Source organism: Occallatibacter savannae (assembly GCF_003131205.1).
In the GTDB taxonomy this organism is placed as follows: Bacteria; Acidobacteriota; Terriglobia; order Terriglobales; family Acidobacteriaceae; genus Telmatobacter; species Telmatobacter savannae.
The window spans coordinates 281,647-293,968 of record NZ_QFFY01000005.1 but is presented as its reverse complement, the minus strand read 5'-3'; the positions used below and the strand labels follow the sequence as shown (position 1 = coordinate 293,968).

Genomic DNA, 12,322 nt, shown 5'->3' with positions numbered 1-12,322 from the left:
GACCACCAAAAACTGACTGCTTCAATCTGTTCGTTATGTACTGACAACTGAAAACTGACGACTGACAACCGCGGCATTAGCCGCTGACCAATGCTTCCTTCAGCCTCTCCAGCCTGCCGCGAACCGACCCATCCCACACCGTCGATCCGATCCGCACCACCGTACCGCCGATAATTCCCGGATCCAGCTTGAACGTCGGCTCAATCCGCGCTCCGGCCAGCTTGCCCACTCCAGCCACCAGTTCAGCGCGCTCGCCCTCGTTCAACTGCCTTGCTGTCACAATCTCTGCCTGCCGGATTCCCAGCCGCTCCTGCATCTCGGCCCGCCACGCGGCAGCCACTTCATGCACCTCGCCGATGCGGTCGTTGTTGATCAGCACCGCGATCAGGTTACGCAGTTCGCGCTGCAGCCCCAGCTTGGTGTTCAACTTGTCCAGAATCGCAACCTTCTGCGCCGCCGGGACCGCCGGGTTGATAAAGAGATCCCGCAGTTCCTTGCTGCCGTCCCACGTGCCCAGGAAATCATTGAACTGACGATCAAGCCCCGCTGCGTCCAGCTTCGCCGAAGCCACAACGTCGGCGAACGCCCGTGCGTATCGTGCTGCAAATGCCGCGGCCATCAGGCTCTACCTCCGCCATTCATTCCGTCGCGACCGGCCTCGTTCACAAACTGAGCAATGAGCGCGCGATCCGTCTCCGGCGTCAGCACCAGTTGCTTCGCCGCCTGATCGATCGCCAGGTCCGCCGCAAACGTCCGCAGCGAGCGCTTCGCCTGCGCAGCCGCTACGCTGATCTCCGCTTCGGCCGAGGCCACAATCCGCGTCCGTTCTTCCTCGAGAGCCGCCTTGCCCCGCTGCTCGTCCTGCGCAATCTGCTGTTCGACTTCAGTGCGGAACTTCGCAATCTCGCTGTCGAGACTGGCCAGCTTCGCCTCCACCGCGCTCAGACGCCGGTTCGCATCCTCGGTCGTCTTGCGCGCCGATTCCATATCGGCCTGGATCTTCTGCGTGCGCCCGCGCATCAGCCGCGGCATGATCCGGATCAGCGGAATCACGATGCCCAGCACCACCACGCTGACGTTGAAAATCTCAAACGTCCGCGCCGCCGTCTCCACGTCCATGTGCATCAGCTTGGCCAGCGACTCCACAATCGGCGCGTGACGGTACTGATCGTTGTTTTCTTCTTCAGTCTTCGCGGCAGCGGTGCGCGGCGGATTCTTCGCCTCTTCCGCCGGAGTCTCGATAGACGGCTGTGCCGGAGGCTCGGGATGCTGCTGCCCGATTGCCACCCGTTGCGCCGCTGAAAAAAGCGTCAGCAGGCAGAGCAGCAATGCTCCGTAAGTCTTGATTTCAATTCCGAAACGCGTCAAACGATGTTTCAACGGGAACTCCCGGCAGCCAGCGGAAGCAACGCTCGAACCACCTGACTGGCCAACTCTCCCGCCGATCCCTGAATAGCCTGGCGAGCCCGGTCGGTCTCCGCATCGATCTCCGTCCGCGCCTGCGCCACCTTCGTCCCGGCAGCTTTCCGCGCCTCATCGAGAGCAGCTTCGCGCTCAGAACTCCGTTGTTTGGCTCGCTGTTCGCGCATCTTGAAGATCTCAGCCCGCGCCAGCCTCAGCTTGTCCGCATACTCGGCTGCCTTGGCCTCCGCATCTGCAATCGCCTTGTGAGCGTCTTCCACGGCCCCCGAGGTCCGCGCGCGGCGCTCCGCTAACACCCGATTCAGCGGCCCCTGCACAAGAAGCTGATAAGCCGCTACCAGCACCACAAAAAGCAGAATTGTGGGGATCGCACCGAGCAGGAGCGCAACGACTTGTTGAACGATATCTTCCATGCTTTGTTTTCGATTAACTCAGGCAGACAGGGTCTTTCCGGAGAGGTAGAACACCTTGTTTTATCAGGGGCAGAGCCCAACGGTCAACGCCGCATGGCGTTATGTGGGAGGCACTTGTGACTGCGATCACGAACCGGGAATTCGTTGCGAAAAAGAGCTTGATTTCCCGCCAAACAAGCCTAAACTAAACATACCACCTAGACCCGGTTCAGGGTCCAGCGGGCAGTCGGTTTTGGGAAATCCTTCCACTCCCATTACCGACCGGCCCGCCTCTTAGTTTCTGGACAAAATTCTTCCTTCATCACAACCGGTCATGCGCGGGTGCCCCATGTCTCCTGGGTTGGAGATGTGGGAAACGAGACAATCGGGTGCCCCATCCTTGCGACGCCTGTGTTTTTGTCGCAAGGGTGGGAGCTTGGAGACATGGGAGACAAGCCGGATCGGGTGCCCCAGGTCCGTATGTTCGGACCTGGGAATCTAAATACTCCCCTGCCAATACGCGGCTGCGGGTACCCATCCTTTGCTACGCCTTTGTTTTTGTCGCAAGGCTCGGAACCACCTTCCATCTGTGCAACACCCTCCCTCTCCCCCGCATCAGAAGGCAAAGAAAAAGCGAAGGAGAGAACAATGTCCCGCCTCACCACTCCCCAACAAACCTCAACTTCCGAAGCCCTCCGCAACGCCGAACAGCGCGCCGAAGCCGCCGAGCGCCGCGCCGACCAGCTCGAACAACGCCTCGAAGCCCTCGAACAATCCCGCTTCTCGCAGCAAACCCATCAACATCCCGAACGCACCCTCGAACCGGACGCCCCCTCAGCCCCACTCGACGAGAACGAAGCCAACGATGCTCTGTCGGCCCTCCGCAACGAGCCCATGATGGACCACCTGCTCAATGCACTCGACTCCGGGCAGGACATCGGCCACTACGGCCGCCTCGTCTTTGCCATGGTTGCCCACCACTTCCTCCCGGAAGAAACCATGCTGCAATGGCTCACCCGCGACCCCGGCACCAACCCCGAAGAAGCCGCCGCCCTCCTCCGCCAAGTCGAAGGCCGCGACTACAATCCTCCGCGCCGCGAACGCATCCTCGCCTGGCAGTCCGAGCAGCAGTTCCCCATCCTGCCCAACCCCGACGACCCCGACTGCGGCAACGTCTACCGCAATCTCAAGTTCCCGCAGAAGGTCTACGACCACATTCAGGAGTACCAGGAAGAAAAAGTTCAGGCCGAATAGCACGCCGCCGAAGCCGCAGATTCCAGATAACCTGCGGCCTCTTAGCCCCAGCAGATCACGTTTACATCCGGCAGCGACCACATGAAATCCGCAACCTCACCGCATCTTGCTCCGCGAATCCGCGTCTACCCTGCTGTACGTTCTGCGCGGCAGCACCACCGCCCGCGGTAGACGCGAACAACCCGGCATCACCGGCCTCGCGCAGAATCGGAGGATTTCAGAACCTATATGAAAACTAGATTGATCACCATGGCCCTCGGCGGCCTCCTCACCTTTGGCGGCACACTGGCCGCACTCGCTCAGGACACCCCTCCCCCTCCCCCAACCAGCACTCCAAGTCAGGACCAGAACCAGGCCGGCCCTCCCCCACAAGGCCCCGGCGCACGCGGCATGCGCATGGACCCCGATCGCCAGCTCGAGCGCCTCACCCGCGAACTCAATCTGACCACCGATCAGCAGACCCAGATCAAGCCGCTCCTCGTCGAGCGCCAGCAGAAGATGCAGGCCCTCATGCAGGACCAGTCCGCCGCTCCTGAAGATCGCCGCACCCAGGCCCGCAGCATCATGGAAGGCACCAGCAACTCCATCAAGGCTCTGCTGAACGACGACCAGAAACAGAAGTTCGAGGCCATGCAGGAACGGATGCGCCGCAATCGCTCAATGGGCGGCCCCGGCGCGCCCCCGCCTCCTCCCTCCGACAACTCCTCCCCTCAGCCCCAGAACTAAAACAGACAAGCTCGGGTGCCCCAGGTCTCCCGCTTTTGGAGACCTGGGATCCGGATCAGCGCTTCGCCGCCCCCTCGATAAACCTCGCCACATCCGCCCGCAGCTGCTTCAGCGAATCCACATTCAGATAAATCATGTGTCCAGATGGGTAATACCCGAACTGCACATTCCCCCGTAGCTCCGGCTCCAGCATCATGTGGTCCAGGTCATACTCCGTCAGATAAAACGGCGTCGCCAGATCGAAATACCCGTTTGCCGAAAACACCTTCAGATGCGGATTCTTCCGCATCGCCTCGCCGAGATCCCCCGCCACCCACGGAGCCAGTTGCTCGCCGCCCTGCCCCTGGCCTCCACTCGCCGGCTTGTGCTTCCACTCCCACTGGCCGATCGACCCAGCACTCGGCCGATACGCGTCTGTCGTCTCGTACTTAAGCTCCCGCTCCAGGTAGTCGTGAACCGCCGCAACAAAGGCTCCCGTAATCCCCGTCGACGACGCATCGTAGGCCGGGTTCTCCCCAGCCGCATCCGCATCGACCCCTTCGAACCGCATGTCATACCGCCCCAGTGTCCGCCGATCCCCGCGCATCACTTCCTTCCGAAACCGCGTCGGCGACACCCGCAGGTTCGCTTCCTTGATGTACTGCTCACTCAGCCCCGTGAGCCGGCTCATCTCCTTCGCAACCGAGTCCAGTTGCGCCGCCGGCACTTTGTCTCCCTGAAACAGCGCCTGCGCATACGGCCCCGACGCAAACTCCCGCGCCTGCTGCACCCACGTCGCAATATCCGGCGGCTTGTTCTGCACCTTGTTGAAGTACCATGCCGCCGCTGCATAGCTTGGCACATTGCCGATGTAGAGCATGTCGTAGCCCGGCGACCGGATCGCATAGTTCAATATCGACGAGACCAGCACAATTCCATTCAACTGAATGCCGTCATTCGCCAGCAGATCCGACAGCCCCGCCGAGCGCGTCGTCCCGTACGACTCGCCAATCAGAAACTTCGGCGAGTTCCACCGCTGATTCAGCGAAATATATCGTGCAATAAACCGGTCGAACGCCTTCAGGTCCGCGTCAACACCGTTGAAGTCCTTCGCCTGTCCCTTACCCACCGCACGCGAATACCCCGTCAGCGGCGCATCCACAAATACCAGGTCAGTCTTGTCCAGCAGCGAATACTGATTCGGAATCAGCTTGAACGGTGGCCCCGCAGTTGGATTCGGACTGTCCGTCTCAACGCGTACAGGCGAGAACGAACCCATATGCAACCATAACGTTGCCGATCCCGGTCCGCCGTTATACAGAAAACTCACCGGCCGCGTCCCCGCCTCCGCCCCATCCAGCGTGTAAGCCACATAGAACATGCTGCCGTACGGCTTGTCCTCTTCATCCCGAATCAGCAGAGTCCCCGCCGTCGCCGTGTACTTCAGTGATTTGCCTCCAAGCGCCAGCTCATGTTGCGTAACGGAGCTCTTCTCCGGCGGAACTGCCGTCTCCTTGCCGTCCTTCTGATCCTCCCCGCCTTCATGCGGCTTCTGCCCCGACTGCTGCGCTGCCGGTGTCTGCGCCTGTCGCTCCTGCGCGCCAGCCGGTACTGGCAACATCCACCCCAGCCCCACGATCACCCACACTGCTGCCAGTCGAACCCCTTGCATCTCCCGCTTGCCTCCAAAGATGACTGCATCTTAATTCAGCCGCGCTATCCAGCGAATCCTGAACCCGCATCCAAGTTGCTGTGCGCGAGTCTCTGCTCTGCGCGCACCCTCCTGCGGGCCCACCCTATGGAGAACAGGCGGATTTTCATGAACTCCCACACCCCTTGCCGACCTCTCTTCTCAGCTCTTCTCCCCGCGCTCCTGCTCGTTCTCACTTCTCTATTCGCCGGATGCGGCGGCAGTGCCTCCATCTCCGCAAACTCACCCGCCTCCCCCTCGCCGACGCCCCCCGCACCCACCACCGGCATGCCCACCAGCCAGCACGTCGTACTCGTGATGGAAGAAAACCAGGCCTACCCCACCGTCGCAGCCAACCCTGCATGGCCGCACCTCAACGCCATGATCAAGGCCGGCGCTCTCGCCAATAACTACTTCGCCGACGCGCACCCCTCCATCCCCAACTACTTCATGCTGACCACCGGCCAGCCCGTCACCTTCGACGACAGCTCGCTTCAGGTACAGAACGTCGACAGCATCGCCCGTCGCATGCTCGCTCAAAAGATGAGCTTCAAGGTCTACGCCGAAGGCATCACCGCCGGCTACCTCGGCGGCAACACCGGTCTCTATGTGATCCGCCACAACCCGTTCGCGCTGCTGTCTGACGTCGCCTCCAACCAGCAGGTCGCCAACCAGGTCATCCAGCCGTTCACCCAGTTCACCTCGGACGTCAACAACAAAACCCTGCCTGCATTCTCCTTCGTCGTCCCCAACCTCAACGACGACGCGCACAACGGCACCCCCCAGGCCGCCGACACCTGGCTCCAGTCCAACATCATCGGTCCGCTCGCGGCCAATCCCGCCTTCCAGACCGGCGGCGACGGCCTGCTCATTGTCGTCTTCGACGAGTCTTCAGGCATCGACATCGCCAACGGCGGAGGCCACGTCGTCTGCGCCCTCTGGGGACCCATCGTTAAAGCCGGCTATACCCAGACCACAAAAAACGCATACCAGCACCAGAACCTCCTCCGCACCGTGATGGAAGTCCTCAGCCTCCCCAACCCACCCGCTACCGCAGCCATCTCCTCGGACATGGGCGAATTCTTCAACCTCAAGTGACCCGTGAGGGAACATAGTCCCCACTCCCTTTTCCCTAGTCCCTTAGTCCCTAGTCCCTTCTCCCCGTCCACTCATCCCAAATCACACAGCTTCTCTGCTGGCCTGATGTAGCATTCCGTTGGTTCACCTCATCGTGGAGTCCTCTTGAAAGCCATCCGTAGCGCAATCCAATTCCTCCTCTGCTCCGCCGCAATTCTTCTAGCCACCTCCGCCCTCCCCCAAGCGCCCCCCGCCCACGGCCCCGCCGTTGTTCCCTCCTATATGGACAAGTCCGTCCGCCCCGGCGATGAGTTTTACCTTTATGCCAACGGCGCCTGGGAAAAGAACGCGGAGATCCGTCCCGATCGCGCCGGCGAGAGCCCCGCTTCCGACATCTACGACCAGCACGAGCAAAGCCTTCAAGATTTGATCCTCGCCGCCGCCAAAGCGCAGGATTCCAACTCCCGCCGAATCGCCGATCTCTACCACTCCTACATGGACGAGACCGCCATCGAAGCTGTCGGCCTCAAGCCGCTCGAGCCGCGCCTCAAAGCCATCGCTGCTATCTCCGACAAGCGCCAGCTCGCCCGCTCCCTCGGCGAAACTCTTCGCGCCGACGTCGATGCGCTCAACATGACCAACTTCCACACCGACAATCTCTTCGGCATGTGGGTCGCCCCCGGCTTCGACGACTCCGACCACTACCACGCCTACCTCATGCAGGGCGGCATCGTCCTTCCCGACCGCGAATACTATCTATCCGACAGCGAGTCGATGCGCGAGATCCGCACCAAATACGAACAGCACATCGCCACTCTCCTCAAGCTCGCCGGCCTCGATAACCCTGAAGACCGCGCAAAGCGCATCGTAGCTCTCGAGCACGCCATCGCGCAGACCCACTGGACTCTCGCCGAAGACAATGACGTCCATAAGGCCAACAACATCTGGAAGGCCGCCGACTTCGCCTCCAAAGCCCCGGGCCTCGACTGGTCCGAGTACTTCCGCGGCGCTGGTCTCGACAAGCAGCCCGACTTCTACGTCTGGCAGCCCAGCGCCTTCACCGGAGAGTCCGCGCTCGTCGCCTCCACGCCGCTCCAGGACTGGAAAGACTGGCTCGCCTTCCATGCCATCGACGAGTTCGCGTCGGTTCTCCCCAAACCCTTCGCCGAAGAGCAATTCGCCTTCTGGGGCAAGACCCTGAACGGAGTTTCCGTGCAGCAGCCACGCTGGAAGCGCGCCGTCGCCGTCACCGACGCCCACCTTCCCAGCGAACTCGGCCGCCTCTACGTCCAGCGCTACTTCCCGCCCCAGACCAAGGCCCAGGTGCAGGCGATGGTTTCAAACCTCATCGCCGTGTACCGCCAGCGCCTCGAAGGAATCACCTGGATGGCGCCCGCAACCAAGGCCCAGGCCATCGCCAAGCTCGAAGCTCTCTACGTCGGCATCGGTTATCCGGATAAATGGGACGAGGAGAACTTCGAAGTAAAACCCGACGACATCATCGGCAACCTCTCGCGCAGCCGCATTGCACAGTACCAGCGCGAACGCGCCCTCATCGGCACCATGGTCGACCGCAAACGCTGGTGCATGGCGCCGCAAACCATCAACGCCGTGAACCTGCCTCTGCAGAACTCGCTCAACTTCCCCGCTGCCATCCTCCAAATCCCGTCCTTCGACGCGAAAGCCCCAGCAGCAGCGAACTACGGAGCCATTGGCGCAGTCATCGGGCACGAAATCAGCCACACCTTTGACAGCGAAGGCAGCGCGTTCGACTCCAAGGGCCGCCTCCGCAACTGGTGGACGAAGGACGATTTCGCGCACTTCAACGCGGTCACCGACCGCCTCGCGAAGCAGTACGACGCCTACAAGCCCTTCCCCGATCTCGCGCTCAACGGCAAACAGACCCTCGCCGAAAACATAGCCGACGATGCCGGCCTCGCCGCAGCCTACGACGCCTACAAAGCCTCATTGAAAGGTCAGACCGCTCCCGAAGAGAACGGCTTCACCGGCGATCAGCAGTTCTATCTCGCGTTCGCCCAGTCGTGGGCAGAGAAGCTGCGCCCCTCAGCGCTGCGCAACGAAGTCCTCACCGACACGCACTCCCCCGACCACTGGCGCGTCTTCGAAGTCCGCAATCAAAACGAGTGGTACAAAGCCTTCGACATCAAACCCGACGAAAAGCTCTACCTCGCCCCCAACGCCCGCGTCCAAATCTGGTGAGAGAGCCGGTAGCCTTTAGCTCGTAGCCGGTAGTTCCGGCTCTGCCACCTGAAGTCCGTCGGCTACAAGCTACCGGCTCCTGGCTACCGGCTGCCTTTCCTGACCACTGACCGCTGTGACATCAGATACAGCCCCCACGCCCCCACCGTCGACGCATCCCGAATCCGCCCGTCCACCATCATCTGCTCGAACTCCGCAACCGGAACCGTGTGGATGATCATGTCGTGTTCTTCTTCATCCGGATCGCGCTCCTGCATCGTCAATCCGGTCGCCAGAAACACATGCTGCTTCTGCTGGGCGAAGCCATACGCGATCCACAGAAACCCAAGGTAGGTCATCTCCGCCGCGTGCAGTCCCGTCTCTTCCTTCAGTTCGCCGCGCGCCAGTTCCTCAGGATCATGGATCTCCCGCTCCCATCCGCCCTGCGGAATCTCCAGCGCTCGCTCCTGAATGGTGTAGCGAAACTGCTCTACCAGCCACACCGTCCCATCCTGCAGTGGAATGATCGCCGCGCAGTCGTCCTTATCCACGACGCTGTAGATCCCTTCCTTCCCATTCGAGCGCAGAATCCGGTCCTCGCGCAGCCGCAGCCACTGGTTGCGATAGATCTCACGGCTTTCGAGCCTAGCGATCGAGTGGGTTTGATTCACCGGACTTCTCCTCGGATCCGAAAACGTCATTTCAGTTTCACCTTGCCCTTCAGCACGTCTGGAACGCTCGCAAGCACCGAAGCATTCCATGTGCCGAGCACAACCAAATCTTGATTCGGCAGGAAACAAATACTGCTTGGATAACGGCACGGCAGATCGGCAATCATCTCGAGTTCAGATGCTTGATAGAAAACAAAACGTTCCTTCTGAACTACGCCGATCAGGGTGCTGTCTGCCGACCATGCGATTTCGCTTCCAGTTCCGCCAGTTTCATAATCGGCCACGTGCGAGAGAAACGTGCCGTCGGAGATCTGCAGGATGCGGACCTTCTTTTTCTCTCCACGGCTCCAGCAGATCAGACAAATACGCGTTCCGTCTGGCGAGATGGTGGCAGATTCCATGTAAAGCTTCATTGCGAACAATTTTGGTTCGTGGCTGAACAGAGGCCATTTATATAGAGCCAAATAGTCCCAGTCCCGCAGCTCTTGTTCCGACCGGAGGATACTTCGATGTTCGATCAACCAGAGACGCTTGAGAGAATCCGTTGAGAGACGGTCAATCATCTCCCCTGGAAACTGCCGTGTGTCGACTCCTTTGCCCTGCACTTCCCTCTTCGCCACCAAACCTTTCCGGATACCATGAATAAGCTGCGTGCCATCAGGAGAGAAGAATATCTCCGTTCCTTCCCCTTCTTTCTGCTTCTTGAGATCACGCATGACGTTGCCTTCTGGAAGGTCGACGATCAGCACGCGCCCGTCAGTAAAGGCGAGCGCAAGTTCCCTGTTGGTGGGAGAGAAGGCCGCATATGAGGGATCTGGAAATGGGCGACTAGAAAGCACTCGCTCACCTGAGGCCGCGCTGAAGACGTTCACCCTCCGCCCGATGCACGCGAACATGCTGCCGTCATCAGAGCTGACGGTTTTGAAACTCATCGGAAGTCGGAGGCGCGATCCGGGCACGAAGCAAGCCTATCGCATGAAACCATCAGCCAAGTTAAGCACCAGCTTCCGCAGGTCCTACATCCCGCGTCCGATACTTCCGCAACCGCCCCACCAGCGACGCCGGCCCGCTCACCTTCAGCCACACTAAGTTCCCCTCGTACTTCCGCTCATGCACCACCATCCCCGCATCGATCGCCGCCAGCGCCGACCCATCGCTCTGCGGAACACGCATCTCCGTCTCAATCAGCGGATCGGAATACAGCACCTTGTCAATCGCCTCGAGCAGCGCATCCAGCCCCTCACCCGTCTGCGCAGACACCATCACCTCGGGATGCCGATTCTGCTCCCGTTCCGCTAATCCCTCGCGCTCATGCGCATCCAGCAAGTCCACTTTGTTCAGAACCTCGATGTGCGGCTTGCTCAGCGCCTCAAGCTCATCGAGAACCTTCTCCACCTGCGCCTTCTGCTCTTCGCCATAGCCTGACGAAGCATCGCGCACATGCAGCAGAATCTCTGCCTGCTCTACTTCTTCGAGAGTCGCCCGAAAACTCGTCACTAGCGTGTGCGGCAGATTGCGAATGAATCCCACCGTGTCGCTCAACAGCACTTTGCGCTTGCTCGGCAACTCTACAGCCCGCAACTTCGGATCGAGCGTCGCGAACATCCGCGACGACTGCAGTACGTGCGCCCCCGTCAGCCGGTTGAACAGCGTGCTCTTGCCCGCGTTCGTGTAACCCACCAGCGCCACCGTGGGCACCGGAACCGCCTCGCGCCGCTGCCGCTGCTGCCGCCTGACGCGCCGCACCGCCTCCAGATCCGACTTCAGCTGATCGATTCTTCGCTGAATTTTTCGCCGATCCGTCTCCAGCTGCGTTTCGCCCGGTCCGCGCGTTCCGATGCCGCCGCCAAGCTGCGACATGGCCTTGCCCCGCCCTGCGAGCCGCGGCAGCATGTACTCAAGCTGCGCCAGCTCCACCTGCAACTGGCCCTCGCGCGTTCGCGCATGCCGCGCAAAAATGTCGAGGATCAGCTGCGTCCTGTCCAGCACACGGCAAGGCAGCGCCGCCTCCAGATTTCGCAACTGCGTCGGGCTCAAATCATGATCGAACAGCACCAGGTCGGCATTCGTCGAAGCCGCAACACCCGCGATCTCCTCTACCTTGCCCTGCCCCACCAGGGTCGCCGGATCGAGCCGCGATCTCCGCTGCATCAGCTCGGCCGCAATCTCCCCGCCCGCGCTCCGCACCAGCTCCCGAAACTCCGCCAGCGACTCCTCGGCATCGAGCCCCGGAGACTCCACCGCTTCCCGGCGCTCGCCGTCCGCGCCGCTCAGCGCCTCAATATCTTCTTCCTTGGGACGCACTGCCGCCCGGCGCGCGCCATTAAGAGCCGGCCGGCTCTTGCGTCCGCTCGTCGTCAGGTCTACCCCGACCAGAACGGCGCGCTCCGCCCTTCCCTCCCAACGGCCCGTATCCGCCATCGAGGGGTTCCGGCCTTGAATACCGGTACCGCCTTCAACTGCCAAAACTACGGCGCTCCCTGTCTTATCGCTGCTCGGCGTTCGCTGCCGGCGGTGCGGGCGCCGGAACTGCGGCGGGGCCCATGCCGGTCATCGCAGGGCGATGCTCAGCGTGCATCACACTCCGATTGCTCACTACGGTCGAAATGGCGTGTTTGAAAATCAACTGCTCCTGACTGTTGTTCTCCAGCAGTACGGAGTACTTGTCGAAGGAGCGGATCTTTCCGGTTAGCTTCACGCCGCTGACCAGATAAATCGTGATGGGGGTCTTGTCCTTGCGAACTGTATTCAGGAAGGTGTCCTGAATGTTCTGTGCCGGCTTGTTATCCATATGCCGATCTCCTGCTTCTTTACTTAGATTTTGTTGGATGCAAACGCGCTGCGCCCTTTGTTAGAAGACAAAACGACGGGGACGGCATCGGAAGCCCCACTGCCGCCAATTCCCGCAATGT

General features: G+C 60.9%; 12 protein-coding genes. 4 read left to right on the top strand and 8 right to left on the bottom strand.

Annotated elements, in window-relative coordinates:
- Window positions 1-76: 76 nt before the first annotated feature.
- The 3 genes from atpH to DHV10_RS19225 are packed head-to-tail and all read right to left on the bottom strand — an operon-like array spanning window position 77 to window position 1,835.
- Entirely contained in the window at window positions 77-619 is a 543-nt protein-coding gene (atpH, locus tag DHV10_RS19235) for an ATP synthase F1 subunit delta (protein ID WP_109488014.1), read from the bottom strand.
- Complete coding sequence (locus tag DHV10_RS19230) at window positions 619-1,380, bottom strand: F0F1 ATP synthase subunit B family protein (RefSeq protein WP_162601684.1); 762 nt, start codon at window positions 1,378-1,380, stop codon at window positions 619-621. The genes atpH and DHV10_RS19230 overlap by 1 nt, the downstream gene beginning before the upstream one ends.
- Window positions 1,377-1,835 carry an ATP synthase F0 subunit B gene (locus DHV10_RS19225; RefSeq protein WP_109488012.1) on the bottom strand — a complete coding sequence of 153 codons (459 nt, stop codon included), beginning with the start codon at window positions 1,833-1,835 and terminating at the stop codon, window positions 1,377-1,379. The genes DHV10_RS19230 and DHV10_RS19225 overlap by 4 nt, the downstream gene beginning before the upstream one ends.
- A 627-nt stretch (window positions 1,836-2,462) precedes the next feature.
- Here DHV10_RS19225 and DHV10_RS27570 point away from each other — a divergent pair.
- Together DHV10_RS27570 and DHV10_RS19215 are read left to right on the top strand one after the other, a co-directional pair.
- A complete protein-coding gene (locus tag DHV10_RS27570; protein ID WP_204101472.1) occupies window positions 2,463-3,068 on the top strand; it encodes a hypothetical protein in 606 nt (201 codons plus the stop codon).
- Between the two features lie 228 nt (window positions 3,069-3,296).
- Window positions 3,297-3,794 (top strand): hypothetical protein, encoded by a 498-nt coding sequence (locus DHV10_RS19215; RefSeq protein ID WP_162601683.1) that lies wholly within the window; start codon window positions 3,297-3,299, stop codon window positions 3,792-3,794.
- Between the two features lie 55 nt (window positions 3,795-3,849).
- Here the strand turns inward: DHV10_RS19215 and DHV10_RS19210 are convergent, their stop codons facing one another.
- Complete coding sequence (locus tag DHV10_RS19210; protein ID WP_239461936.1) at window positions 3,850-5,445, bottom strand: S10 family peptidase; 1,596 nt, start codon at window positions 5,443-5,445, stop codon at window positions 3,850-3,852.
- A gap of 147 nt (window positions 5,446-5,592) precedes the next feature.
- On the opposite strand from DHV10_RS19210, the gene DHV10_RS19205 reads away from it, so the two are divergent.
- Together DHV10_RS19205 and DHV10_RS19200 are read left to right on the top strand one after the other, a co-directional pair.
- Entirely contained in the window at window positions 5,593-6,561 is a 969-nt protein-coding gene (locus tag DHV10_RS19205) for an alkaline phosphatase family protein (protein WP_162601682.1), read from the top strand.
- A 144-nt stretch (window positions 6,562-6,705) separates the two neighbouring features.
- Window positions 6,706-8,760 (top strand): M13 family metallopeptidase, encoded by a 2,055-nt coding sequence (locus DHV10_RS19200; RefSeq protein ID WP_239461935.1) that lies wholly within the window; start codon window positions 6,706-6,708, stop codon window positions 8,758-8,760.
- A gap of 83 nt (window positions 8,761-8,843) precedes the next feature.
- On the opposite strand, the gene DHV10_RS19195 is transcribed toward DHV10_RS19200, so the two are convergent.
- The 4 genes from DHV10_RS19195 to hfq form a co-directional block, all read right to left on the bottom strand.
- Window positions 8,844-9,410 carry an NUDIX domain-containing protein gene (locus DHV10_RS19195; RefSeq protein WP_239461934.1) on the bottom strand — a complete coding sequence of 189 codons (567 nt, stop codon included), beginning with the start codon at window positions 9,408-9,410 and terminating at the stop codon, window positions 8,844-8,846.
- A gap of 26 nt (window positions 9,411-9,436) precedes the next feature.
- Window positions 9,437-10,342: a WD40 repeat domain-containing protein gene (locus DHV10_RS19190; protein WP_109488008.1), complete on the bottom strand. Its 906-nt coding sequence runs from the start codon at window positions 10,340-10,342 to the stop codon at window positions 9,437-9,439.
- Between the two features lie 61 nt (window positions 10,343-10,403).
- Window positions 10,404-11,831 carry a GTPase HflX gene (gene hflX, locus DHV10_RS19185; RefSeq protein ID WP_109488007.1) on the bottom strand — a complete coding sequence of 476 codons (1,428 nt, stop codon included), beginning with the start codon at window positions 11,829-11,831 and terminating at the stop codon, window positions 10,404-10,406.
- Window positions 11,832-11,895: 64 nt separating this feature from the next.
- A complete protein-coding gene (gene hfq, locus DHV10_RS19180; protein WP_109488006.1) occupies window positions 11,896-12,201 on the bottom strand; it encodes an RNA chaperone Hfq in 306 nt (101 codons plus the stop codon).
- Window positions 12,202-12,322 lie beyond the last annotated feature (121 nt).